The organism is Aquimarina sp. U1-2, from assembly GCF_017897595.1.
GTDB lineage: Bacteria > Bacteroidota > Bacteroidia > Flavobacteriales > Flavobacteriaceae > Aquimarina.
Genome location: NZ_JAGKIK010000011.1, coordinates 35,808 through 60,547, shown reverse-complemented (window position 1 = coordinate 60,547; position 24,740 = coordinate 35,808). Strand labels below are relative to the sequence as shown.

Genomic DNA, 24,740 nt, shown 5'->3' with positions numbered 1-24,740 from the left:
CATTAATTTAAAGTAACATCTCCCAACATAGCATCAACCAATTCTAGTTGTTCCTTTTTGTTGGCTAATTCTTTTCGCACTACCTTTTCTGCAATTTCTACTGAAAGTTCAGCGACCTGGCTTTTTAACTCGGTAATTGCAGCTTTCTTTTCACTTGCAATGGTGGCTTGCGCCTGAGCTACGATTTTATCTGCTTCTGCTTGAGCTTCTGCTTTTGCATCTGTAATCATCGTTTCTTTAAGCTGTCTCGCTTCTTTTAACATACCATCACGCTCGGCTCTCGCTTCATTTAGAATGCGCTCGTTATCTGCTTGCAAACTTTGCATTTCTTTTTTAGCTTCTTCTGCAGATTCTAAAGCGTTTTTGATGCCTTCTTCTCTATTATTTAAAGAATCTAGAATAGGTTTCCAGGCATACTTTCGTAATAAAAATAGCAGCACTAAAAGAATTAAGGCCTGCCAGAAAAATAATCCGAATGAAAAATCATTAATTAATTTATCCATTTCTTATGTACTTAAATTTTTGATGTCTAATTATTTTTGTTAAAGTAAACATTATCTGCAACCAACCGTTACAGATAATGTTCTAGGATTTTTGCTTATTTTCCAAGAATTAAAGCAGCAAATGCTAATCCTTCTAAAAGCGCTGCGATAATAATCATCGCAGTTTGAATTTTACCAGTAGCTTCTGGCTGGCGAGCGATCGCCTCCATTGCAGAACCACCAATTTTTCCTAAACCGATACCTGCTCCGATTACGATCAAACCTGCACCTACTAAAGCTGGAATTTCCATAAAATAAATATTAAATAATTAAACAATTGTTATTAATGATGCTCGTGATCCTGAACTGCCAAACCAATAAACAAAGCAGATAACATCGTAAAGATGAATGCTTGCAAAAAGGCCACTAAAAGTTCGATCACTGATATAAATATGGTTAATAGTAATGAGATTGGTGTCATTACGTATAAATTGTCTGCCATAAAAATTAATGCAATCAAACTCATGATCACCACGTGACCAGCAGTTATGTTTGCAAACAAACGTATTAATAATGCAAAAGGTTTTGTTAATGTTCCCAGAATTTCGATAGGCATTAGAACAATCTTCATGATTACCGGTACTCCTGGCATCCAAAAGATATGTTTCCAGTACTCTCTATTTGCACTGAACTGAGTGATAAAATAGGTAAATAAGGCCAAACAAACAGTTACGGCAATATTACCAGTTACGTTTACGCCCAGAGGAGTCATTCCCAATAAATTTAAAATCCAAATGAAAAAAAACACAGTAAGCAAAAAGCCCATGAATTTTCTATGCTTTTCTCTTCCAATATTGGGTATGGCAATTTCATCTCGCACATAAATTACCAGAGGTTCTAGTACCCTGCCAAAACCGGTAGGCAGCGCTCCTTTTTTATACGATCTGGCCAGACCACCAAATAACAAAAACATAAGTATTCCCACAAATATCATGGTAACTACGTTTTTTGTAATTGAAAAATCTAAAGGTTTAGGATTTGTAGGATGTTGATCCTCGTCATATGTTATAGTACCCTCTGCATCGGTTTTATAAATTTTACCGTGATATAATCTGTAATAATTACCATCAACTTCTGCAATGGTTTCTCCATGATGAAATTTGGATGAAGAAAAAACTTTTAAACCATTATCCCATAAGATAACCGGAAGTGGAAAACCAACATGAGATCCTGTTTCTCCATCAGACCAAAGTGTAAAATCGTGAGTGTCCTGCAAGTGATGCTCTATATACGCATCAATTTCAGATTTTGTATTTACTTTTCCGCCATCTTCTCCGTTATCGGGTTCTTTGGCAAACAAGTTTGATGTGTTAAAAACAAAGGTAAAAATCAATAAAATCTTAACAACAGTACGTTTTTGCATTACGTGTATAAATTCGGTTCCTAAATTTCGGTGCAAATGTACATAATTAAGTTAGATTCTTAAACTATTTTTACAAATAAGTTAAAGTGCTCTTAATTCTATATAAATATATGATTATGAGTTATTTAACTGCTTTTAAAATTTTTGAAACATAATAAACTTCTAGAATCAAACAAAGAAGATATGGTATGAAGAAATTAAGAAAGACATTTTTGTCAATTTTGAATGTTGTCATCTCAAATATCGCAAAAAATAATCCTGTTTTTATAAAACTTCCTGCCAAAAAAATAAAACCTATCTGATCTTTGTACCGTTTGCTCAATGCAATAAGGATCAAAGTCAAGACAAAGGTAAAAGATGCATTATAACCATATGATTTTTGTACCATATCGATATGACCTCCTAAAAAAAGATGATCGACAATCCAATAATGAGCGATATAGCTTAATCCTACTACTATTATAAATAGTACTATAAATTTAATGGCCTGCCTGCGCATATGTAATCATTTCGACGTATTAACTCTATGAAGCTGCTTGATAACAATATACAACGAAACTGCCACGCCCAATAGTACAAAAACTATGGTCGACCATTGCTCTGCGAACCCATAATACGTATCTATTTGTTCGCCCACATAGGCAAACAAAAAAATAATGGCTCCCATTTCAAAAGCAATACCCGTTAGTATTGCAAATCGCCTAAGCTGACTTCCCTTGTCCTTGTGGTTGGGCTGCTTGCGGTTGTTTTGTTGGCTCACTGCTTGATGATGGTTTGCTTAACGATTTTACGCCGCCTTTCATAGAACAGGAAGCATTAAAATTTGCACCGGGTTCTACAGCTAATTTACCTACGGTAACTTCACCTTCGATATGCGCTGTTGGTTTTAAAGATAAGGTGTTTGAAACATTCAGGTTTCCTGAAAATTTACCTTCAAAATCGGCGTCAGAACATTCTAATGTTCCTTGTATGAATCCGGATTTACCAACAACAACTTTGCCGGTAGTTTTGAAGGTTCCTTCAATTGTTCCTTCGATTCTAAAACCTCCTTCGGCAACGATATCGCCTACCATTTTAGTGCCTTCTGAAATTTTGTTCTGATTGCGTGAAAAATCTGTCATGGGTCCTTGGTCTCTTCCTTTTTTATTATCTGAAAACATAATCTATAGAGGGATTTGTTAATTATTTTATTTCGTTTCTTCTTCGTCTGGTTCTAAGGCTTGTTGATATTCTTCCAAATTTTTATGAATTTGAAGTATTCTATAGTTTGGCGATGCTATTGTAAAATACGGTGCCTCTATTTTTTCGTAATATTTCTTTTTACGATTCCATCGCGTTAGATCAACACCTTTAGTATTTTCTGTCTTTCCCAGCGACAGTAATTCACCCAAACCTTCAGCTTCAGATTTATTTCTTTTGGTATGTACAACTACGAATTGCTGGTCTTTAGTATATACATCTATAGAAACTTTCATTTTATCGTATTTTAATTCCTTCAGAATCTCTTCGATAAGTTCTTTTAAAGCCATAGCCTGATGATCCCCAAAGGTCGAAAACGGGTAGACCAGCTTGTGATTTTCATCTTCATTGGCATCAACCAGAAATACATTGTTTTCTATCTGGGGAATGGTTACCTGGTACATGATTTGTGCTTTCTTACCTTCTGGGCTTTGAGGGTAATTTAATGCCACATAATTTAGAGCTTTCTTATAGGCTTCGAACCCCTGATACCTTCCTAATGCCTGGGCCTTTAAAAGTTCAAATTTGGGCAAGAAGTTGTCATCTCCTCCAAATTTGGTAATTAGCAAGTCGCTTCTACGTATAACTTCTGCATATTTTTGATTCTGAAAATCTTTGTACAATTGATTATACATCGACTCTGGACTATCTTTATCCTCGAGTTCCTGATTTGGATTTTGAAGAATCTTGGCATATCTGGATTCACCATGATTATTAATGATGTCTTGTTTGTATTTATTTGCATTTGCTAACTCTGCTTGTGCCGTGTAGATCTTGTACAAATTATATTTTGAAGGAACGATCAACCGTTCTTCGGGATTATTTTGAAGCAATGTCTCAAATTTATCGATTGCCAAATCATACTCCTGAAACTTTTCTTTATAGATAACACCCAATTGATAATACGCAAAATTTCTATCGGTCTGCAAACTATCTAATACACCTTGTTCTGTAGGTAACTGCGCAATATAGGTTTGAGGGTTAAAAGTAGGATCAGACTCAATAGTATACACTTCCTGTTGTTCTTCGACCTCTTCGGCAACGACTCCCGGATTCACAATACTAGACACTCTCCAATTGTCTTGTAACTCGCGGTTGCCATACGTTCTTTTGAAAGCTGTTTTACCATAGGCTACTGTTGTTTGATTGTAAAAATAAAACCGGCCTCCGGCCTGCTGGTTGTTTGATGCTGTACCGATAGAAGTACCGGATTGTCCAAAACGCTGCTCGGTGGGTAACTGACTTTTGATCTGGGCAATCTCCTCGGCTTCTTGAGCTGCTATAGCTTGTGCTTTTATTTTATCTGTATATGCCGAGTAATAAGCCAATTGCTCTTGTGGTGACATCGCAACTACGGTAAGAATACTGTCGTTGGTTTGTGCTATGCCTTCATACAAAATGACATCATCAAGATTGACACGCTTTTTCTTCAGTACACGATACCTTTTCGAATCGACAATCATACGTTGCAATGTACTATCATAATATGCTCCGGAAATAGCATATTCTTTGTTATCAAAATTGATGTCACCTAGCGTATAGTAATTTAAAGACTCTAAGTATTTATCTTCAGAATTGGTACGCAACGATTTATTGTAATAATCGACAGCTAGATCAATCGAGTCCAATGTTTTAAAATATACCGCTTTTTGATGGTAAATTTTATCTAAAAAAGGTCGGTTTTCCCGATTTTCTTCGAGATCGGTAAGCAGTTCGAGAAATTCTTCCTTGTTTCCTCGTTCGTAGTCAAAATTTCTAGCTTTGGCCATTTCTGCATTAATCATATAAATTCGGGGGGTCTTTCTATTGAGAGCGATCACCTGATCAAATGCATAATTGGCACTATCTTTATAGCCCAACTCGTTCAATAATTGTCCCTTGATATATAAATAACGTCCCTTTTGCTCAAAGTTTTTGGTGTGTACTGCAGCTTTATTAATGTATGTAGTAGCAGAATCTTTTTGTTTTAGGTTGATATAGGCCTGTGCCATCATGGCTACTGCATCGGCATAATCCTGAGGTTTCATATACTCCTGCTCGATCATCCTTGTTAGATCTTCGATTGCTTTTTCGTTGTTGTCTAACCTAAGATTGGTTTTTGCTCTCCAAACCTTTGCGTGATTAATGGTATTACTGGTGGGATATTTATACAGGATATAATTAAATGCCTCTAGCGCCGGGATAAATCGTTGTTCAAAGTATCTTGATTTTCCTAGAAGCAGAAAAGCCTCATCGATCTTAGGATTACGCTCTCTGCCATCGATAAGCATGCTATGCTTTTGGATTGCTTTAACTGCTTTTTCTTCAGCTTTATCAAAATTTTGATTTAGCACTTCGTTAGGAAGCCTTACATCTTCGCTTACGATCATTCTTTCTATAGGAAGCAGTTCCCAAAAGTTATCTTTATAAGATTGAATCAATTCTTCACCCCCCGTTGCAAAAGCTAAACGACCATTATATAAGGTATTATTTTTTGTAGTTACATCATGCCAGGCGCGATTAACGAACTTATCTTTTTTACGCGAACAAGCATATCCTAAGAATAGGATAAGCAATACTACGATGATTTGTGATACTTTTTTCCCCAAACCAGATCATTTGATACGTGTGATAACTAAAAAACTTGCTTTTTAGTGTATAGCCCGACTATAAAATAGCAAGTAAATGGTAAAAATACGTTTCTTTAACAAAAAAAACACGGGGTTAACCTATTTTTCTGCATGTGCTCCTTGTTTTATTCTCTTTTTTCAACATTAATATGATTTTTAGAATGGTTAATTTTATGTCGTAAAGAAGATATAGGGGGTAAACTAAAATCAGGCAAAGGCGAATAGACCCTTGCCTGACTTAACAAACAAAAACTGAAATATCGAAACAGGGTTATAATTTGAAATTAATGCGGGCAAATAAAAATCTACCGGTATATCCAAATTGCGAGGTTCTTCGGGAATACACAAATTGATCACCTGCTGTGCCTCCCTCTCTATTTTCATCGGGATAGACGTCTAACAGATTGTTTGCTCCAATGATGACACTCAGATTTTCTAGAAGTTTTGCAGAGAAAGAAAGGTCGGTTATTACTTTTCCTCCATAAACAGCATCGTCACTTACTACGGTTCCATCAACTCTTGGATCCCCGTTAAAATCATCTGGATCGGTAACTTCACCAAAAAAGACATTACGTAATAAAACATTGTATTTTCCGAATGACAGCGCATTGCTCAAGCTTATTTTGGTTCTAGGTTGCGCTAAGGTTAAAAATGCCTCTTCTTGCCCATCGAAGAAATTACCGCCTTGCCCAGCATTAGCAATTCTTGTCGGAACACGAATTTCTTCGACCTCAGTTTCGGCAAATGTTGCTGAAAGATCATTTTTTAAAGTGGTTTCTTCACCAAAATTGATTTTATGTGAGACCACGACATCTATACCTTGAGATTTGGTATCGATAGCATTCACAAAAAATCGAGCACTTGTTGCTCCTGCGGCTTCAAATATTCGTGTTAATTCTGGATCGCCACCGTTGCCAAAGTTACCACTATATACAATTCTATCATCGATATTGATCAAATATGCATCTGCAGTCACAGTAAAATTTTGAATTTTGGCCGTAAGTCCAATGCTATAGCTATTTGAAGTTTCTTCTTCGAGCTCTGCAATTCCGATTAAATCTGCTGCTCGGCTATTATTGGTGAACGTTCCTTGTTCGAAAGGTTGATTTTCTATAAAAACGGTACTGGTACGGCTAAAAAATTGTTGGTGCAAAGATGGTGCTCTAAAACCGGTACTGTTTGCACCTCTAACCGAGAAATTTTCAGTGATTTTATAGCGCGTAGCAACTTTATAATTAAAGGTATCTCCAAAATCTGAAAAGTTCTCATATCTTCCTGCCAGACTAACCAGCCATCGTTCTGTAAAGTCGGCTTCGAGATCTATATATCCGGCAATACTGTTTCGATACTCGTCGGTTTCATTATTAGGATCAAAACCTCTAAATACCTGAGATCCTCCACCAAGTAGTGTGCCTGTAAAATTATTTCTCACCAGGTCGGTATCAGGAGTTGTACTGGTTACAATATTTCCGTTTATATCATAACTTGCATAAGAGGCCTCTTCTCCTGCGGTAATGGTATAATTTTCTACTTTATATTCTGCTCCCATCGCCACATTTAAGCCTTTAAAAACATCTTCATAAAATCTGCTGATGTCTAAATTTGTAGTGTTTTGCATAAAACTAAGTCCGCCAGCATTAAAATCTCTTGGAGTTGCTAGCCCTAACGTTCCGTTACTAGAATTGGTTACTCTGAAATCAAAAGTGTTTGTTCCATATGTATTAGAAAAATCAACATTCCAATGATCTACTATACCTCTAATCCCAACAGCAATCGACCTATCTACAATATCGGTTCCTATATTTGGTAAGAATCCATTTGGGAATGCCGGCGTATTGGCTCGCCCATCACCTTGAGCAGGTCTACGATAAAAACCAGAGGCCAAACCTTCGCGATAACTAATTCCCCCAAAGCTGTAAAATTCTGCATCTTCACCCAACGGTATTTCCATATTAGCAAAGAATTTTCCTTCTCGCAATTTTGATGTACCTACTCTAAACCTAAAATCAGATCGGGTTAAACCTCTGGCAGCAAGTTCACTTTCGTCTACATCGATATCTAACAAACCTCTTAGGATCTCGATATCTGTGTTATTGGTAACGTCTAGGGCAGCGATTTGGTCTCGGGTTGCCTGATCCAGGTATGTTATTTCTTGTGCTGCCGTTTGATAATCTACCAATGTCATTTCGGCAACGTTACCTCCACTTTGGGCAAATACACGTTCTGCACCGTGATATCCTCTAAAGATATCACCTTGATAATCCCTATTTCTCAATGCGGGTTCTCTGGTAGATAAAGATCCGGTGAAGTTTATAAAACCACCATTATTCCCTATCGGTAACCCATAATTGACATCAACCGTTACTTTTTCACCATCGCTTCCTCCCTCAAACTGATTCGAGTTTTTACTAAAATTTGCTCCGGTATTTAAGATAATATCCAGGGTATTGGTAGCCTTTTTCAGCACAATATTTATTACCCCAGCAATAGCGTCTGACCCATATTGCGCGGCAGCACCGTCTCGTAGCACTTCTATTCGTTGAATCGCCGCTGTCGGAATGGCATTCATATCAGTTCCCACACTACCAGCACCCACCGTTCCATTTACATTAACCAGTGCGGTATTATGTCTTCTTTTTCCATTAATCAATACTAAAACCTGATCAGGACCTAATCCTCTTAGAGAAGCCGGATCAATATGATCGGTACCATCTGAAACCGTTTGTGTTTGTGATGTAAACGAAGGAGCCACATAATTAAGTATTTCATTTACAGTTGTTTGTGGTCCTTGTGCGGCTATCTCTGTAATATCCAACACATCGATAGGAACGGCTGTTTCAACCGCTGTACGACTTGGGTTTCTAGAACCTACGATAACTACATCCTCTAATTGTGCAGAGGCATCTTTTAATGTGACAGCTATAAAATCCTGATCCGACACGTCTATTTCTAAGGTCTCGAAGCCTATATATGAAATCACTAGCGTAGTGTTATCATCTGGAACGTTGATGGTAAAATTTCCTTCAAAGTCGGTTTGTGCGCCAATGGTCGTACCTTTTACCAAAACATTGGCACCAGGAAGCGGACTTCCATTCGAATCTTTGACATTACCTGTTACCTCTTTTTGTAGCGTCATTTTTTGAGGTGCTAAAGGAGTTTTCTTCAATATGACCTGTTTTCCTACTATGGTATATGAAATATCCGTTTGGCTGAAAAGCAATGTTAAAACCGCTTTTATTTGTTCTTTTTTAACTTTAATGGATGTTTTTTGATCAAGATTTATATCATCACTTATATAAAAGAATTTATACATAGTTTGATTTTGGATCTCTTCTAAAACCTCGTTGATTGAAGTTTCTTTAAAATCGAGTTCTATTTCGCCTTGAGAAAACCCCGAGGTTCCCATGACCTGAAAGATGGAAAAGCAAAATAAAACCAGTGTAAGCCTCATTTTTAATACATTTGATTTGTGCGCTAAGTGTGAACGTAGCGTACGATTACCCTTTTTTTTCATAATTTTGAAAAGTTTGGTTGTTAGTACTCAGTTAAATAATAATCAAACCGTAAGAGGAAGTGTTGCCGCACTTCCTTTCTTATTTTACGGATTAATAGTAATTTTTTTATCTTCTATTTCATAAGTAAACTCTATAGTTTTTGAAAATACGTTTAATATCTGTTGTACACTTTCAATGTCGAATTCTCCTGTAAAATGCGTATTATTTAGCTTTTCATTCAGACTTGTAATTTCAACATCATAGGTTCTTTCAATTCTTTTATACACCTCTTTAAATGGTTCGTTGTGTACTATGATCTTTTTACGCATCCAAGAAGTATATATGTCGGGATTCACTTCTTTTTGTGCTAAGATTTTATTGTCTTTGTTATATATCGCCTGGTGGTTGGGAGTTAGTTTGAGTTGATTATTTTTATTAGCCGGATCTTTTACCGCAACCGACCCTTCAACCAAAGTTGTTTTTACTGTACTATCCTCGTTATAAGACGATACATTGAATTGAGTTCCTAATACTTCGACATTTACTTTTCCTGTGTTAACAATAAAAGGCTGTTCATTATTGGTAGTAACATCAAAAAAGGCTTCTCCAACAAGATGTACCTCTCGATATTGGTCACCAGCATTAAATACTCTCGGAAATTTCAGAGAACTCGCTGCATTTAACCACACTTTGGTGCCATCAGACAGCGCAAGTTGAAATAGTTTTCCTTTCGGAATAGAAATTTCAAGAAATTCTGTTTTGGTATTCAAATTTTGACCTTGAATAACTAACGTATCCTGGTCTTTTTGCAAAATAGGATGGCCATGAGCATCTATAATTTTATCGCTATCATTTGTACCTATGTAGCTAGTGGTACCATCGGCTTGCACAATCCTGATTTTATCCAGAGGTGCTTCATCTATTTCAACTACAGCCGGAGTCTTTTTTGTTACGGGCAGATTACGATTTAAAAAGGTATATGCTCCAAAAATAACACCTGTTACCACGGCAGCATAAATAATCCTTTTAATAATTGGTTTTAAAGTAATTACCTTGTTTTCTTTTTGATCTATTCTATTTACAAAACGTTCAAAAGCGCTATTAGGATCAATATCCAGATCGTTTTTTTCTTGCTTATACCAATTTTTAACTTCCTGTTTAAACTGTCTCTCATTTTCAGGATCAGATGCTACCCATCGTTTTAATGCTTCTTTCTCTTCTGTCGAGATCGTCCCTTTTAAATATCTTCTAATTATTGTTAAAAAATCGTGCATTATGTGCGTTTTACATCTATATGATGCAGAAATCACATCAATCCCCTACTTTATTTTAATTTTTTTTACTTTAGTAGCCATTTTGTTATGGATCAGAGTTATTCTAATATAGATATATCGCTTATTTCTGGATTGACCAACGGAGATGAAAAGAGTTATGAAATTCTTTTCGATCGCTACTACAAGTGGTTATGTAACTATGTTTATAAGCTTACAAACGATGCGACGTTATCTGAAGACCTGGTTCAAAATGTAATGCTACGCCTTTGGGAAAAAAAATCTTCACTTAAGATTACTACTTCTCTTAAAAATTATCTCTTTCGTTCGTGTCATAATGAATTTCTTATGTATTTAAGGCTTCAAAAAAAAGAGTTACACGCGCTAGATGAAATAAAATGGCAAACACTTTTTGAAATGTATAACCAAAAAGAGGATCCTATTGAAGCCGACTGGCATAAACTCGAAAGTGCGATAGAAAAACTTCCAAAAAGGTGTAAAGAAGTTTTTAAACTAAGCAGAATAGAGCAAAAAAAACATAAAGAAATTGCAGCGTTATTAGGTATCTCTACCAAAACTGTAGAGTTACATATTAGCAAAGCACTTCGGTTTTTAAAAACCAATGTCTCGGGACTATTCTTTTAACATATTGCTTTTTAAAACACCACTTTATTTAGTAAAATACGCCTCTAATTCTTTGAGTGTTTGTTGTGAGGTGGCCAAATCCTTTACGACTTCTCCTTTATCTAACACTACAATACGTTGACATACCTCTGTAACGTGCATTAAATCGTGACTAGATACTAAAATGGTAATTTCTGGATTAGCTGCGAGATTTTTGATGATTTTCTTAAGCCGAATTTGCGTTGTAGGATCTAGATTGGCAAAAGGTTCGTCGAGTACAATAACTTCTGGATTGCCTATTAAAGCGGCTATTATGCCAACTTTTTTCTGATTTCCTTTTGAAAGATCTCTTAAATACTTGTTTTGCCCTAGAATTTCACCATGAAAAAAATCATCGTATTTAAAAAGAAGTGTATCAACATCGGCCTTACTTTGACCTCGTAATTCACCTATAAAATAAAAATACTCTTCGGCAGTTAAATACCCAATTAAAAAAGTTTCGTCTATAAATGCCGATGTTCTAGACTTCCAATCTTCGCTTTCGCTAACTTTTACGGTATTATTTTCAATATAGCCTGTAGTAGGTTGTATAAGATCTAGTAATGCACTAAATAAGGTGGTTTTTCCTGCTCCGTTATTACCCACAAGCCCAAAATTACTCCCTTTTTCTATATAAAGATGATCTATTTCGAGCACTGTTTTTCCTGTATATACTTTAGAGAGCTTGTGAATATTTATCATTAGTTAATTTTTTTGTTTGTAAGCTGACAATGTTTTGTACTTCTCAGACTTATAAATACGTTCTATTATATTAAATACCTTATCCTTAAACGCAAAGCCGGCTATCCCAACGACTGCTACTAAGATATACCCGGCGTTTGGACTATAGAGATAATAGCCAACGGCGTACAAAAGCATAGGCAATACCATTTTTGGCAAGGATAACATAAGAGTTTTTGTATTAAAGGCTTGCTTATCACCAAAGGCCTTTTTATGACTGGTTAAATCTATTGGAGTCTTTACATAAGCTCCTGCCCACAGCACAATATGTGAATTTACTCCGATATTATATATTGAAGTGACTAGTATTGCCAAATACACATCCCAACCAAAATAGAGATATCCCGAAGCAAGAAGTGTCGAAAATAAGGTTGCAATTACCATTAACCACCATTTTGATGATAAATATTCTTTATATTTTATATTCTGACTCATCATAAGTGGATAGTAAGCGCTATCCCAGCTAGGAACAAATTGTCCGAAACTCAATAAAAAGCCTCCTGTAACAAAAATGGCGGCAAAAATTGTCCAAACGGGATTATCATAGGACTTAAATGTACCTGTGAAAAATAGTAGCCCATAAAAAAGAAATAAAAAACTTACTAAAATTGTAGAACGAGCTCTTTTGTTCCTTTTGATAAGTTTGACATCATTTTTTAAAAAAATTGCCGTTCTGCCAAATCGATCTAACCACGCTAAGTTTTCAGTTTTTACAGTTCGGTATTTTGTTTTTACTCCGGCGTCGAGATACAATTGTTTAGCAAAAGAAGTAAATGACACCAAAATCAATACCAACAGTGTGAGTATTGGTACAAAAACCATAAAGGGTGTGCTATAGAAGCTCTTAAAAAACAAGCTTGTATAGACTGTACTATCAAAATACTCAAAATACTGTAATGTTGCCGATAGTATCAATAGTACAGCTACGAAAAAGACTAATTTATCTTTTTTATTGAGCAGTATATTCAAAAAATTATTACTGTAAATAAGTGCGATTAGTGCGATAAGCCATAGTAAAATGTCTATTGCCGGATATCCGTTGGATGCTAAGATCAAAGAAAACGGAATAAAAAAGAAAGCGTGAATTAGGTTAAAGAAAGAAAATACTGTTTTTGCCAATGCAAAACATACAATCTTATTTTTAGAAAATGGCAGCAATAGCAAAGGTGTACTATTAACTATGGGCATTTTTTGTAAAACATACCTAAATATGAGATCAAAAACCCACCAGTATATTAAAAACTTATTGATAGTTTCTAAAGGATCAAGGTGTAATCTTTCTTTAATGAATTCATAGACGGTCATTCCTGCTACGGTGAACATAATTGCAAACCAAAGCGCCCAGAACCCCATAAACAATTTCATGAAAAGTCCGGAAGTTAGAGATGCAGACCTCCAAAATGATTTCCATTGTAATGTAAAAAAGTGTCGAAACATTTTTAAAACAGTTTATAAAGTGATTTTAAATCACTTCTACGCCTATTTAGTATCAAAAAAAAGATTTTGTTACAAAATACCTATTCAAAAGTGTCTTAGCATTCGAGTTTAAATAGAACTGGTTTAAAATTTTTTCATAAAGTCTGTTTGCTCCTGTTGCATTTGTTATTTTTACAAAAAAAAGTGCGATGCCAGATTTTCATCATCTAACGATACAACATATAGAACGAGAAACGCCTCAGGCAGTTTCCATTACTTTTAAAGTTCCCGCCGATCTTGCAAAAGAATATGAGTTTATTGCCGGTCAATATCTTACTTTAAAAACTGAACTAGAAGGGCAAAAAATTCGAAGAGCGTATTCGATATGCAGCTCACCAAAAAGCGGAATACTTCAAGTAGCGGTCAAAGAGATAGAAGGAGGTACATTTTCTACAGTAGCCAACAATCAGCTTAAAGAGGGCGACGTGCTCGAAGTACACCCACCAGAGGGGAATTTTCTTTTAGAAACTGATGCCTCTGCCAAACACACCTATGCCGCATTTGCAGCAGGTAGTGGCATTACCCCGATTATGAGCATGATCAAAGCCGTGCTAGAAGAAGAACCACAAAGTCGTTTTGTTTTAGTTTTTGGAAATAGAACTCCAGAAGAAACTATATTTCACAAAGCGCTTTTAGAGCTTCAAATTGCCTATCCCGATCGTTTATTTATAGAATTTGTGTATAGCCGTCATCGTGAAGAAAACGCTCATTTTGGCAGAATCGAAAAACCAACTATCAATTATGTCGTTAAGAATAAATTTAAAGATATTTCGTTTAAAGCCTTCTATTTATGTGGTCCAGAAGAAATGATTACAGTTGTAAGCGATGTATTAGTCGAAAATGGTATTGAAAAAGGCACTATTTATTTTGAGTTATTTACCAGTAGTAGTGAAGCTACAGAAATTGAAGCCGATCTTGATGGAAAAACCAATATTACGGTTGTTGTAGACGACGAGGAGTTTACGTTTGCCATGGATCAGAAAAAAACCATATTGGATGCAGCGCTAGATGAAGATATCGACGCGCCTTATTCTTGTCAGGGCGGTGTTTGCAGTTCTTGTATTTGTAGAATTACAGAAGGTACTGCGGTGATGGAAAAAAATAGCATTCTAACCGATGGTGAAATCGCAGAAGGACTTATCCTTGCCTGCCAGGCACACCCTACCAGTGCATCGCTTAGTATAGATTTTGATGATGTTTGATACGGAAAAGGTTTGCCATTAATTGTTAGAGGATACAACACCTCGACTTTGCTCCTGTATGACAAAAAATGTTATAACTGCTTATTAATAACTTCGACTACGGTTTCTGGCTTGATCGTATACATCACTTTTTCGTATCCTGCAGGAACTTTATTTCCGTAGATTGATGTGGGAATCTGATCATATTTTGTCAAATTGGGCAGAATAGCATGCTCAAACGGCTGTGCAAAAGGCATAAAACCGGCATAAGGGTGAGTAACTCCCCATAGCGTAATTGTAGGTACACCGTACATCGCAGCTAAATGCGCATTACCACTATCCATAGCTACCATAGTATCCAGATTAGCGATGAGTTTCAATTCGTCAGCAAATGATAGTTTGCCTGCGATACTAATGGCATTTTTGTATTTACTTCCTATGTTGTTCAAAATATCGATTTCACGTTTACCGCCCCCAAATAAGAAAATTTCATACTCATTTTGAGCGTCTAACATTTCGATAAGCTTGACCATAAGCTCTAAAGGGTAGGTTTTACTGTCATATTGCGCAAAAGGGGCAATCCCCAGCCATTTTTTGGTAGAATTTTGAGTTATTTCTATGATGCCAGGAGTTAAACTCGGTTTTTCGGGAAATTTATGCTTGCTAAGATCAATGGGGTAGCCCAAGTCTGCAAAAACATCGGCATAGCGTTGGTGCGTTGTTTTTAGAGGTTCAAAAATCTTATGTGTTGCTCTGGTAAGTGCTTTCTTCTCTTCTCTTCCCTTATCTATTTGAACGACTGGTATGCCTGAAAGAGAGAACATTGTTTTCAATACATTCGAACGTAGTACATTATGTAGGTCTGCAACTGCATCAATGTTTTTTTTACGAAGTTCAGTAAACAAGCGCGTTAAGCCCACTATACCTTTATGCTTTCCGCTTACATCGGCAGGATACACTTCTACATTGGGGATGTCTGAAAAAACAGGCTCAAAAAACGCTCTGGTAAGCACGATAAGTTTTATATCGGGATATGTGTTGCTAAACGTTCTCAATACGGGTACTGTCATGGCAACATCTCCCATGGCCGACAGTCGAATGATGAGAATATGATCGTTCGCCGAATGCTTATCCCGGACTTTTTGCTCTTTTGAAATTCCTTTTTTACTGATCAAAACAACGACTCCTTCTTATTACGCTGCGTTAGGGATAGTAGCGGCATCCTTTTGTATAGGAATGCAGCACTTGTGAGGCATTCGTATACAAAAGATATAGCGAATAGCCCGCTCGAACGCCCTAATTACTTTTCTCCTCTCAAAACCGGATTCAATTCATCGTCATTGTACATTTTCATCTGCTTGTATACCTTCATATACTTATCTCCGTTTTCAATGTCGTTTAACAATGTATCGATAGCTGTAGAAAGATCTACTTGCTGCTCTAACAGCACATTTAGTTTGTTTTGGCAAGCCGTTTTATGGGCATCACTAGCATCTTGACGTATCGTTTCTTCATGCATATGATACACTTTTAGTGCTAAAATAGACAAACGGTCTATCCCCCATGCCGGGCTTTCGGTATTGATTGTTGCATCTGGTTTGGGCGTTACCTCTTTATATTTTTCTAAAAAATAACTATCGATATATTCTACCATGTCGGTTCGATCCTGATTTGATGCATCGATTTGTCTTTTAAGTCGCAGTGCGGCAACCGGTTCGATCTGAGGGTCGCGAATAATATCTTCATAATGCCACTGTACTGTGTCGATCCAACATTTACGATACAAGAGGTGTTCTATAGCCTGGGATTTGCTATCATAAGGATTAGAAAATTCCTGATCTACACTATCGGCAATGTGATATGTGTCTATGACCTCTTTAAAAATCGAATTTGCGGTCTCTGTAAACATGTATGCTATTTTTTAAAGTGTAAAGGTATTATTTTTGTCCCTAAAACCATAGTATCACCACCGGAATCAATAAGAAAACCCAAATATTGATTTCTTTGGCAAACTTATGGTATTGCATCTCGAGATAGGTTGAGCCGATAATAGCCAATGGGGTAGCCATAAAAAACAACTCTGATGTATTTTTTTGTGGTGCAATCGCTGCAATACCCATCGCAATGATTAGATAGGCAACAATGAGTCGCAATACAGGTTTTTGATTTGCAGATTTACGACTAAACTTAAACAAAAATAGGAGACCAAAAAAGATAGTGCACAAACCTATAACTCCGACTGAGACTAGCTCATCCCCAGATAGATACGGCTCAAATGTAAAAGATACTGTATCGATATACCGCGAAATTGGAAAAAATATATCATACACGAGCAATGTAAAACAATTGGCAAATACATATATCATTATAACTCCTAACAAAGGAATAATCCAATTTCTATAGTTTTGAGGTGCAAAAATGGCAACAGCTATAAAAATCAAAAACATAAATCCGATGCTCCAGAAATACGCCAACGAAGCTAATGCTATGCATATAGAAGCGTTAAAAAGTTTTGACTTTAGTTGTTTTCCGTCTCGTAAATACACTAGGTTTTGAAAACCCAATACCACCAAAAAATGAGATAAAAGTAAGAAGCTGGTATTATTTATAAATGCATTAGGCAATGTACATACCAGACAGGCATACAAAAAGATGGTATATGCCCCTTTGATTGTAAGATCATTTTTTTGCACGATAAACTGAAGAATAAATACAGAGCCAATCACTAAAAAAACATCTAGCAAATACAATAAAATGGATGTTATTCGTGTATCTATACCGGATTTAATACAGGTCGTACCATACAACACAAGAATATATAGTGCTATAACTATATATGTAATGGGTTTTGATTTGCTAAAAAAGCTTGTTAACACTACTATTTTTTATATTTTTGCATTTAACGTATTAGCAATATTAGAATATTGTTTTGATTTAGTAAAGAACTAATGTATAAAAGTTTAACCCGGATTATGTATTAGAATTTCGTAATGAGGGTTGAAAATGCAACAGTCTCGAGTGTTTTAAAACAATTTTGAGTCGTACTATTTTTAATACATAACCTAAGGAACATTTTTTTGGGTTTATAAAGTTTTAATAAAAGCACATTTTTGAATTATGAAAGATTTTTTTGAAGCAATTGAATCTCTTTTTGTCGATGTCTTATTTGCACCGTTTGATACGCTGCGCACTCTTGAATTGGATGACTGGACCGCAGCCAACATCGTGAATTGGTTATTTATGCTTATTGGTTTTGTAGCCTTTTTATATTGGATGAAGCAATTAAAGACATTTAATGATAATAATGAAGAAAACAGGGATCCTACTGCACATTCATTTTTGAAGTAAAGTCCCTTAACTCCCAAAGGGGGAATAACTCAAAAGTCCTTATATCTGCTCGCAGATATAAGGACTTTTGAGTATAGTACAAATTTAATAATTCCCCCTTTGGGGTTAGGGGGCTAAATCAAACCCTATATCTTTTCTATAACACATAGTATCAAAATGTAGTTTTTTGATATTTTGATAGGATTTTTGAAGCGCCTTTTTAAAATTATCATCAAGTGATGTAATTGCTATTACTCTACCTCCATTGGTAACAACTTTATCACCTTCAAATTTTGTTCCGGCATGAAAAACAATAGAATCCTCGATCGATTCGATACCTGTGATTTCTTTTCCTTTTTCGTAGGCTTCGGGATATCCTCCTGATACAGTCATTACTGTAGTTGCACTGCGCTTATCAATTTCTAGCTTAACCTGATCTAATGTTTGATTACCTACATGCTGAAATAAGGATACCAGGTCATTCTTTACTCTTGGTAATACTGCCTCAGTTTCGGGATCACCCATACGTACATTGTATTCGATTACTTTTGGGTCATTACCTACTTTGATTAGACCAATAAAAATAAAGCCTTTATAATCGATATTTTCTTTGGCCAAGCCGTCTACGGTTGGTTTTATGATTTGCTCTTCGATTTTGCTCATAAACGCCGCATCGGCAAATGGTACAGGGGAGATAGCACCCATACCCCCGGTATTAAGCCCCGTATCGCCTTCACCTATACGTTTGTAATCTTTGGCTGTAGGTAAAGTTACATAGTTTTTACCGTCGGTAAGTACGAAAACACTCAGTTCGATCCCATCGAGAAACTCTTCGATCACTACTTTTTCGCTGGCCGCACCAAATTTTTTATTGGTGAGCATATTTTCGAGCTCGGTTTTGGCTTCTTCAAGATCCTGTAAGATCAATACACCTTTACCAGCAGCTAGACCATCTGCTTTCAATACATAGGGTGGTGCTAAAGTTTCTATAAATGCTTTTCCGGCTACCAAACTTTCTTCAGTAAAACTTTGATAGGCTGCTGTTGGAATATGATGTATAGCCATAAATTCTTTAGCACGTTCTTTACTGCCTTCTAGCAAGGCCCCTCTTTTTGAAGGACCGATAACTACGATATCCTTAAGCTCGGCATCTTCTTGAAAATAATCGCTTATGCCTTGTACCAAAGGATCTTCGGGACCTACTACCAGCATTTCAATATTCTCTTTACGTACTAATGCTTTGATCTCTGCAAAATCTGTAACTGCCACAGACACATTGGTCGCTATAGCAGCTGTACCCGCGTTACCGGGAGCTACAAATAGTTGATCGCAAAGGTCACTTTGTGCAATTTTGTAGGCAAAGGTGTGTTCTCTGCCTCCGGATCCGAGTATTAGGATATTCATGTGTGTTGATTTTATAGTCTTTTGTACACCTTCATCCTGACTTCCTTTAAAGGCTATTTGTAGTAGTAAACTACCTCAGGGCAGGCCCATGAGGCATTTGTTGTAAACAATTTTTCAATTTCGAGGCGAGCCTCGGGGTATTATACCCTTTGGCGGTGCCAATAAAAAGAAACTAAACATCCCTCTAAATCTCCCTTCAAAGGGAGACTTCTGACTTCCATCTTTCGAAAGAACGAATGTTCATATAGGTCTAAAAATATACATTATAGCCTAAAAAAAACCATTTCAAGATTTAGGCTTCTTCTAGTTTTACGGCATCAAAAATAGTGGATTCGTTTTGGTAATGCTACTAGTTTTTTGGAAAAACTTTTGATTTAACGAGAGATTTTTTATTAAGATACTATAATAGCTGAGATATACTTAATCATCGTAGCGTTGATTTGGTGGGTTCTGGTGGCATTTTTGTATAAAATAACAGCCCTCCTACGGCTGGCGCAAGTTCAATGTCGTTAAGTTAAGGGGGGGGGTTAATAGTTTGATTTTCATTAATTTGAATGTTTTTAAGAATTGAATTTAACCTTATTCTGGATTCCGGCCTACGCCGGAATGACAAAGCCACCTTTTTGTTTTTCAATGTTTTTTGTCATTCCAGATACTATAAGTAAGAACAAATCATTTTATAACATATGCATTATATTGTATAGCAATGAATTAGTTCTAAACTTAATGATATTGCGCTCACGTTAGCGGGGTTACTTAGATTTGCCTGCGCCAGCAGGGGATGTTATATAAAGTTGCTTATCAAATAACCCTTTGTATATTAAGCATTTACCAAATGATTTATCATAAACATAAATATCCACATCGTAAGGTTGTGAATTATCATTAAAAATTTCCTTCAATTTACTTTTAGGGAATTCATAAATAGGGGTCTTTGATGAATCAATCAAAATGTAAACTTGATTTGTAAATTCGAATATTTGTTCCTCTAATTGATTGAAATTTATTTTTTTTAATCTTAATTGCTTCCATGGAACATTATAATTGGACAATGTTCCATAATTTTTTATAAAATTCATTTTGACTTGCCCATATTCTTTGCCTTCTAATCTATCAGTTTTAAAGGTTGGAATATTTAATAATCCTGATATTGATTCCATCATGTTAAATCATATTTTGATCAAAAATTGTTAATACCCAATTCAAATCTTTATCAAAAAGGTTTATAGATTCTGTTTCTTTAATGTCTTTAGTGAAAAAAAACTTTTTCTCCTCCAAAGAAGTCAACCTATAAATAAACTCTTGGTCATATATACAATGTAATGCATATATTTCTGGTAAGTTAAAAAACTCTTTACTTTCAATAAAACTGTCTTTATCTTCTAATGTAGAATTTATAAACATTGGGTTTCCCCCTGTATTTTGCCCAAACTTTTTGAAAAGTCGGAACTTAAATTCAGTAAAATTTAAATCATCTAATAAAACTCCAATACTCATAAGACTTAATTTCCAAAGTATATATGCCCACTTTGTTTTCCATTTATGTATTTGATATGATTTAGATCATTACCAACACTAATTTCTCTCGCACTATTAATTTTATCTAAATTATGAACTTCATATCTTTTTGCTGCCTGAGGACTTCCAGAGGGTAACTTTTTGTAACGATGAACTCTATTCATATTACCAAAAGATTCTTTTAGTAAAGCTTTTGCTTCTTGCACAGTTGCTACTCTAAAATTAGCTTTTTTTAAGTCTCTTATAGATTTGACAGCTTCTTTCCAAGCTTTAGTCCCCTGTTTTATTGTTGTATAAATTGTTTTAGCACTTCCTGCTCCGCTACTTGGTGATGGTGCAATTCCTGTTGTTGGAGAAGCCATTCCATTTGTAACGGCTCTACCATATGGATCTACCCAATACCAGTTATCATTGTATGTTACTCTTCGATAATCATTTATATTAATATTAGCTTCTATGGTAGCAGTAAAATTATCCCATCCACTAAGCTCTGATATCGCAGGTGCTATATGATTTCCTAAATAAAAACCATCAGTAATAGCAACTTCATCTAACAGAGTACCACTATTGAAAAAACCTGTAGAACTAAAAAAAGCAGCATCCCCTATAGATTGAAGCGTTTCAAAGGAAGGTAAGCAAGATACACAACCTCCATCGGGATCAACATTACTTATCCAGTTATTTCCCATAGATAAGTATGGACTGTGATATTCCCCATAAGGATCAGGAGTTAACCAACGGTTAATACGAGGGTCGTATAAACGAAGTTCGAAGGCAGGTTTTCCAGTTTCATCGTCAACTTCTTGCCCTTGGTACCCATACCTGTAGGGTTCCCTAATAGTTTTTCGGTTAGGCATGGGCATCCCGCCGGAAAACTAATCAAATGTATTTTTTTGATCGGTTAGTCTATTTGCCTACTGCTTCCCTCCCACTTTTTTAAAAGAACGTCCAGCCTTTCAGCTTCGGTAAATATAGTAAAATTTCGTTTTTGTAATGCCAGCCGCATCGCCCAACCTAGCTTTACATAATTGGGCATTATGGGTACTCCGCGCCCCATAATACAACCATGTAAAATAGGCGCGCACTTAACTACTAACATTGAAGATTTTGACTTCTAACGAGCTGTTTTTACGGAAGATATTACAATATTATACGGATATAATTGTGCCGTAGAACGTTTCCCAAGCATTGTGGGGTCATTCAATTGCCATTAAGACTAGTATTTTAAAAGCTAACGGAACTCATCCGCATTTGCCAACGCATTCCGTTATCTTTTAAAATAGTTTTCCGTTTCGAGTAAAAACATTTAGATTAAAGCTGAAGTGTGTAACGGTTTTGTGTGCCAGACGATTTTTATGTGTTCCTATTTATCAAAATAGTAACTTCAACATAAATAATCGGCTAGGCTGCGATGGGGCGGCGGAGCCAATGAGGCAGCGGTTTTGCTTAATTTTTATCATAGCAATAGCGTTCCTTATCGTTTTTAAGCAAAAAAGTAGCTGCGGGTGATGGAGGAAGGAGTCACGCGAAGATCAGTAGTCGATACTGACGACCGAAGTTGAGGAAGTATCGACGGTGCGCCAGCAACCGACGAAGCTGTGAACGAGTGACGAAGGAACACCTTTGACAGCCAACCGGTGCGGTGTAACGCAGTGGAACAAACCGGTACTACTAAAATCCGATCCCGCACCTGCGGAAGAGTCACTTGGCTTTTTCTCCTATAAAAAAATCCCAAACCTTTCGATCCGAGATAATATCTTACTTCAATGTTTAAGAGGGCTTCTACTGGTATGCCTTACTCTTAATATTCGTATTTCTTCTGCCTTTATCCGATAACTAACCCTGTAACTATACTTTTCAAAAGCGCGATAATTACCGTCATTTTCTATTTTAAACCTATCCAATTTATGGCTTTCAGGGTGGTTCGGTAACTCTTTTACTTCTTCCAAGATCACTTTTCTTACTTTCTGTGCTGAAGTTATAGACCGTTCTTTTATGTATTCATAACATTCCTGTAATTGGGATAAGGCTTCGCTATCCCATACAACTTTCTTTTTTACCATTGGCGGGCAATCTTTTCCACTTCTTCTTGGGTATAAAATTCTCCTGCGTCGATCCTTGCATTGGCTTCATCAATTTCTTTATTGTACTGCTCAATAGTATCACGCTGAAGATCTTCTTCCTCGTAACTTTCTGCTAAAGCCTGTACCAACCTTAAAAAACGGTTGTCCGCATTTTTCACATAGTCTAAAACGCTCTGCCTTAAATCTATCGCTCCCATAATATTCATTTTTACGTTCATAACAAATATACTCTATTTTAAGTTTAACATATCATTCTTTATCCTATCGGATGGTATTTATTAATATCGCCTTGTAAATCTTCTAAATCATTGATTAGATATGCTTCTGTAGAACTTACAAAACGGTGTCCTGCCATATATTGGGTTTCCCGTAGATTGTAGTTTTTGAGCCAATGGGTAATGACCGAAGTCCGGATTTGTTTAAGGCTCTCTATTTTTCTACTTTGTTTGCGTAATTGTTGCATCAGTTTTTGAAGGACATTACCTAGTTGTAAACTATTCCCTGTACTCACTAAAAATAGATCCGTTTTCTTTTGGGTTTCTGATAAAATTGCCTGCCTCACATGCAAGGTGTATTCCATAATATCCAATATCTGGTGGGATTCCAGTTTTAAGGTTCTTTCGTTACTCCTTCTGGTAGCTGCGATGTAAATGTTGCCTTCCCGTAATTTTATATCTTGGAGGGTCAGTTTTTTGAGTTCTGTAGTAGTTAAGCCTTGATATACCAATAAACTCACAATAATTTCATTGCGTTTTTCAGATGGGCTTTGACTTGATAATTCTTTGTAATCGTAATATAGTTTTTCGAGTTCTTGCTTGCTGAGGATATGATATAGGTTTCTGCGTTTGATACCTTTGATATCAATATTAGGGGTTGGGTTATCCCTTCTTAACTGTCGTTTTACGACCCATTTGTAATAATGGTTTAGGCTGTTGATATAGGATTGTACGGCACGGCTGCTTACATTTTTGTTCCGTACATATTGGATATAGCCTAATAACTCTCTGTAAGTAGCTTGCTCTGGATCTATCTGCTCTGCATCTGTCCAGGTGATAAATGCTAATAGTTGCTTTTGATGGGTTTGAGTGGTTTTGGAGCTGAACCCTTCGGATAACAAGTAATTTTTAAAAGTTTCCATCTTGTTGAGCAATTAAGTGAGTGTATATCTGGGTGGATTCTAAAGAGGTATGTCCTAAAAACCTACTGATATTTTCTAAAGGCATTCCATTGGCGAGCAGATGCGTAGCAATACTATGCCGTAGTACGTGCAGGCGTACATTTTTTTCTTGCAGGGTAATATCATCAGTTCTTTGGTGTAATATTGTTAACCGTATGGCAATAGATTGCGCTCCTAATCGGTTTCCTCGTTCATTGATAAAAAAAGCACTTTCTCGTTTATCTCTAAGTAATATTGGTCTACCATCGTATACGTATTCTTCTAGGTATTTGAGGTTTGTTTTATTGAGCGGTACAAACCGTTCTTTACCTGCTTTTCCTTTTCTGACGTGAAGTATTTGTCGATCAAAATTAATGTCATCTACTCGCAGGTGATACCCTTCATTTCTGCGTAATCCACAACCGTAAAAAATAGTCAGTATCGCGCAATCACGAAGGGCTATCGCTTCAAAAAAGTATTCGGGTTTGGTGTGTTTTACATTTCTTGGATATGCTCGTGTCGCTTTGTAAAGTTGTTGTATTTCTTGTATGGTTAGGGTTTCGATGGCTCCTGTATCATCTTCCTCCCAATCAATGTTCAGTATTGGTAATATCATTCGACCACTTTGGCGTAAGTAATCCGTAAATTTATAGAGTGCTTGCAAGTGTTTGT

26 protein-coding genes are annotated in these 24,740 nt (G+C 36.2%); 3 read left to right on the top strand and 23 right to left on the bottom strand.

From position 1 onward, the window contains the following. Positions 1-2 precede the first annotated feature (2 nt). From J8281_RS14055 to J8281_RS14015, 9 genes are all read right to left on the bottom strand, one after another. Complete coding sequence (locus J8281_RS14055; RefSeq protein ID WP_210198274.1) at positions 3-503, bottom strand: F0F1 ATP synthase subunit B; 501 nt, start codon at positions 501-503, stop codon at positions 3-5. 95 nt (positions 504-598) lie between these two features. After that, positions 599-793 (bottom strand): ATP synthase F0 subunit C, encoded by a 195-nt coding sequence (gene atpE, locus J8281_RS14050; RefSeq protein WP_210198273.1) that lies wholly within the window; start codon positions 791-793, stop codon positions 599-601. A gap of 32 nt (positions 794-825) precedes the next feature. Next, complete coding sequence (atpB, locus tag J8281_RS14045; RefSeq protein WP_210198272.1) at positions 826-1,905, bottom strand: F0F1 ATP synthase subunit A; 1,080 nt, start codon at positions 1,903-1,905, stop codon at positions 826-828. Positions 1,906-2,026: 121 nt separating this feature from the next. Beyond that, positions 2,027-2,404 (bottom strand): DUF6168 family protein, encoded by a 378-nt coding sequence (locus J8281_RS14040; protein ID WP_210198271.1) that lies wholly within the window; start codon positions 2,402-2,404, stop codon positions 2,027-2,029. A 6-nt stretch (positions 2,405-2,410) separates the two neighbouring features. Further along, positions 2,411-2,665, bottom strand: coding sequence for an AtpZ/AtpI family protein (locus J8281_RS19975; protein WP_371812619.1), 255 nt, complete (start codon positions 2,663-2,665; stop codon positions 2,411-2,413). Beyond that, entirely contained in the window at positions 2,607-3,065 is a 459-nt protein-coding gene (locus J8281_RS14030) for a polymer-forming cytoskeletal protein (protein ID WP_210198269.1), read from the bottom strand. The genes J8281_RS19975 and J8281_RS14030 overlap by 59 nt, the downstream gene beginning before the upstream one ends. Positions 3,066-3,092: 27 nt before the next feature. Continuing rightward, on the bottom strand, positions 3,093-5,732 hold the full coding sequence (locus tag J8281_RS14025; RefSeq protein WP_210198268.1) for a tetratricopeptide repeat protein: 2,640 nt from the start codon (positions 5,730-5,732) through the stop codon (positions 3,093-3,095). Positions 5,733-6,024: 292 nt separating this feature from the next. After that, positions 6,025-9,267, bottom strand: coding sequence for a TonB-dependent receptor (locus J8281_RS14020; protein ID WP_246849122.1), 3,243 nt, complete (start codon positions 9,265-9,267; stop codon positions 6,025-6,027). Positions 9,268-9,351: 84 nt separating this feature from the next. Next, complete coding sequence (locus J8281_RS14015; RefSeq protein ID WP_210198267.1) at positions 9,352-10,521, bottom strand: FecR family protein; 1,170 nt, start codon at positions 10,519-10,521, stop codon at positions 9,352-9,354. 87 nt (positions 10,522-10,608) lie between these two features. Between J8281_RS14015 and J8281_RS14010 the strand changes: the two genes are divergently transcribed. Continuing rightward, on the top strand, positions 10,609-11,163 hold the full coding sequence (locus J8281_RS14010; protein ID WP_210198266.1) for an RNA polymerase sigma factor: 555 nt from the start codon (positions 10,609-10,611) through the stop codon (positions 11,161-11,163). Positions 11,164-11,187: 24 nt separating this feature from the next. Here the strand turns inward: J8281_RS14010 and J8281_RS14005 are convergent, their stop codons facing one another. Both J8281_RS14005 and J8281_RS14000 read right to left on the bottom strand, forming a co-directional pair. Next, positions 11,188-11,883, bottom strand: a complete 696-nt coding sequence (locus J8281_RS14005; RefSeq protein WP_210198265.1) for an ABC transporter ATP-binding protein — start codon at positions 11,881-11,883, stop codon at positions 11,188-11,190. Between the two features lie 3 nt (positions 11,884-11,886). Further along, the gene (locus J8281_RS14000) at positions 11,887-13,359 is read right to left on the bottom strand and encodes a DUF5687 family protein (RefSeq protein WP_210198264.1); all 1,473 of its coding nucleotides are present in this window, start codon (positions 13,357-13,359) and stop codon (positions 11,887-11,889) included. A 188-nt stretch (positions 13,360-13,547) separates the two neighbouring features. Here J8281_RS14000 and J8281_RS13995 point away from each other — a divergent pair, with 188 nt between their 5' ends. Then, a complete protein-coding gene (locus tag J8281_RS13995; RefSeq protein ID WP_210198263.1) occupies positions 13,548-14,600 on the top strand; it encodes a ferredoxin--NADP reductase in 1,053 nt (350 codons plus the stop codon). A gap of 71 nt (positions 14,601-14,671) precedes the next feature. Here J8281_RS13995 and J8281_RS13990 read toward each other — a convergent pair whose 3' ends face one another. The 3 genes from J8281_RS13990 to J8281_RS13980 all read right to left on the bottom strand — a co-directional run bounded on the left by J8281_RS13990 (position 14,672) and on the right by J8281_RS13980 (position 17,455). Continuing rightward, complete coding sequence (locus tag J8281_RS13990) at positions 14,672-15,754, bottom strand: glycosyltransferase family 9 protein (protein ID WP_371812618.1); 1,083 nt, start codon at positions 15,752-15,754, stop codon at positions 14,672-14,674. 125 nt (positions 15,755-15,879) lie between these two features. Continuing rightward, the gene (locus J8281_RS13985) at positions 15,880-16,488 is read right to left on the bottom strand and encodes a DUF4254 domain-containing protein (protein ID WP_210198262.1); all 609 of its coding nucleotides are present in this window, start codon (positions 16,486-16,488) and stop codon (positions 15,880-15,882) included. Between the two features lie 40 nt (positions 16,489-16,528). Further along, positions 16,529-17,455 (bottom strand): DUF6427 family protein, encoded by a 927-nt coding sequence (locus J8281_RS13980; protein ID WP_371812617.1) that lies wholly within the window; start codon positions 17,453-17,455, stop codon positions 16,529-16,531. A gap of 241 nt (positions 17,456-17,696) precedes the next feature. Between J8281_RS13980 and J8281_RS13975 the strand changes: the two genes are divergently transcribed. Further along, positions 17,697-17,927: a uracil phosphoribosyltransferase gene (locus J8281_RS13975; RefSeq protein ID WP_210198260.1), complete on the top strand. Its 231-nt coding sequence runs from the start codon at positions 17,697-17,699 to the stop codon at positions 17,925-17,927. Positions 17,928-18,032: 105 nt separating this feature from the next. Here J8281_RS13975 and purD read toward each other — a convergent pair whose 3' ends face one another. From purD to J8281_RS13930, 9 genes are all read right to left on the bottom strand, one after another. After that, positions 18,033-19,310, bottom strand: coding sequence for a phosphoribosylamine--glycine ligase (gene purD / locus J8281_RS13970; RefSeq protein ID WP_210198259.1), 1,278 nt, complete (start codon positions 19,308-19,310; stop codon positions 18,033-18,035). 752 nt (positions 19,311-20,062) lie between these two features. After that, a complete protein-coding gene (locus J8281_RS13965) occupies positions 20,063-20,473 on the bottom strand; it encodes a hypothetical protein (RefSeq protein ID WP_210198258.1) in 411 nt (136 codons plus the stop codon). Between the two features lies 1 nt (position 20,474). Beyond that, positions 20,475-20,807 (bottom strand): hypothetical protein, encoded by a 333-nt coding sequence (locus tag J8281_RS13960; protein WP_210198257.1) that lies wholly within the window; start codon positions 20,805-20,807, stop codon positions 20,475-20,477. A 5-nt stretch (positions 20,808-20,812) separates the two neighbouring features. After that, on the bottom strand, positions 20,813-21,685 hold the full coding sequence (locus J8281_RS13955; RefSeq protein ID WP_210198256.1) for an RHS repeat-associated core domain-containing protein: 873 nt from the start codon (positions 21,683-21,685) through the stop codon (positions 20,813-20,815). Between the two features lie 44 nt (positions 21,686-21,729). Further along, entirely contained in the window at positions 21,730-21,927 is a 198-nt protein-coding gene (locus J8281_RS13950; RefSeq protein ID WP_210198255.1) for a hypothetical protein, read from the bottom strand. 664 nt (positions 21,928-22,591) lie between these two features. Continuing rightward, positions 22,592-22,891: a type II toxin-antitoxin system RelE/ParE family toxin gene (locus J8281_RS13945; RefSeq protein WP_210198254.1), complete on the bottom strand. Its 300-nt coding sequence runs from the start codon at positions 22,889-22,891 to the stop codon at positions 22,592-22,594. Next, positions 22,885-23,109, bottom strand: coding sequence for a hypothetical protein (locus J8281_RS13940; protein ID WP_210198253.1), 225 nt, complete (start codon positions 23,107-23,109; stop codon positions 22,885-22,887). The genes J8281_RS13945 and J8281_RS13940 overlap by 7 nt, the downstream gene beginning before the upstream one ends. A gap of 59 nt (positions 23,110-23,168) precedes the next feature. Beyond that, complete coding sequence (locus J8281_RS13935; protein WP_210198252.1) at positions 23,169-24,050, bottom strand: tyrosine-type recombinase/integrase; 882 nt, start codon at positions 24,048-24,050, stop codon at positions 23,169-23,171. Next, positions 24,037-24,684, bottom strand: a complete 648-nt coding sequence (locus tag J8281_RS13930) for a tyrosine-type recombinase/integrase (protein WP_210198251.1) — start codon at positions 24,682-24,684, stop codon at positions 24,037-24,039. The genes J8281_RS13935 and J8281_RS13930 overlap by 14 nt, the downstream gene beginning before the upstream one ends. Positions 24,685-24,740 lie beyond the last annotated feature (56 nt).

Bases quoted from the DNA above. Each gene is read 5' to 3' on its own strand.
- J8281_RS14055 (WP_210198274.1), bottom strand. From the start codon at position 503: ATGGATAAATTAATTAATGATTTTTCATTCGGATTATTTTTCTGGCAG.
- atpE (WP_210198273.1), bottom strand. From the start codon at position 793: ATGGAAATTCCAGCTTTAGTAGGTGCAGGTTTGATCGTAATCGGAGCA.
- atpB (WP_210198272.1), bottom strand. From the start codon at position 1,905: ATGCAAAAACGTACTGTTGTTAAGATTTTATTGATTTTTACCTTTGTT.
- J8281_RS14040 (WP_210198271.1), bottom strand. From the start codon at position 2,404: ATGCGCAGGCAGGCCATTAAATTTATAGTACTATTTATAATAGTAGTA.
- J8281_RS14030 (WP_210198269.1), bottom strand. From the start codon at position 3,065: ATGTTTTCAGATAATAAAAAAGGAAGAGACCAAGGACCCATGACAGAT.
- J8281_RS14020 (WP_246849122.1), bottom strand. From the start codon at position 9,267: ATGAAAAAAAAGGGTAATCGTACGCTACGTTCACACTTAGCGCACAAA.
- J8281_RS14015 (WP_210198267.1), bottom strand. From the start codon at position 10,521: ATGCACGATTTTTTAACAATAATTAGAAGATATTTAAAAGGGACGATC.
- J8281_RS14010 (WP_210198266.1), top strand. From the start codon at position 10,609: ATGGATCAGAGTTATTCTAATATAGATATATCGCTTATTTCTGGATTG.
- J8281_RS14005 (WP_210198265.1), bottom strand. From the start codon at position 11,883: ATGATAAATATTCACAAGCTCTCTAAAGTATATACAGGAAAAACAGTG.
- J8281_RS14000 (WP_210198264.1), bottom strand. From the start codon at position 13,359: ATGTTTCGACACTTTTTTACATTACAATGGAAATCATTTTGGAGGTCT.
- J8281_RS13995 (WP_210198263.1), top strand. From the start codon at position 13,548: ATGCCAGATTTTCATCATCTAACGATACAACATATAGAACGAGAAACG.
- J8281_RS13985 (WP_210198262.1), bottom strand. From the start codon at position 16,488: ATGTTTACAGAGACCGCAAATTCGATTTTTAAAGAGGTCATAGACACA.
- J8281_RS13975 (WP_210198260.1), top strand. From the start codon at position 17,697: ATGAAAGATTTTTTTGAAGCAATTGAATCTCTTTTTGTCGATGTCTTA.
- purD (WP_210198259.1), bottom strand. From the start codon at position 19,310: ATGAATATCCTAATACTCGGATCCGGAGGCAGAGAACACACCTTTGCC.
- J8281_RS13965 (WP_210198258.1), bottom strand. From the start codon at position 20,473: ATGATGGAATCAATATCAGGATTATTAAATATTCCAACCTTTAAAACT.
- J8281_RS13960 (WP_210198257.1), bottom strand. From the start codon at position 20,807: ATGAGTATTGGAGTTTTATTAGATGATTTAAATTTTACTGAATTTAAG.
- J8281_RS13955 (WP_210198256.1), bottom strand. From the start codon at position 21,685: ATGCCTAACCGAAAAACTATTAGGGAACCCTACAGGTATGGGTACCAA.
- J8281_RS13950 (WP_210198255.1), bottom strand. From the start codon at position 21,927: ATGTTAGTAGTTAAGTGCGCGCCTATTTTACATGGTTGTATTATGGGG.
- J8281_RS13945 (WP_210198254.1), bottom strand. From the start codon at position 22,891: ATGGTAAAAAAGAAAGTTGTATGGGATAGCGAAGCCTTATCCCAATTA.
- J8281_RS13940 (WP_210198253.1), bottom strand. From the start codon at position 23,109: ATGGGAGCGATAGATTTAAGGCAGAGCGTTTTAGACTATGTGAAAAAT.
- J8281_RS13935 (WP_210198252.1), bottom strand. From the start codon at position 24,050: ATGGAAACTTTTAAAAATTACTTGTTATCCGAAGGGTTCAGCTCCAAA.
- J8281_RS13930 (WP_210198251.1), bottom strand. From the start codon at position 24,684: ATGATATTACCAATACTGAACATTGATTGGGAGGAAGATGATACAGGA.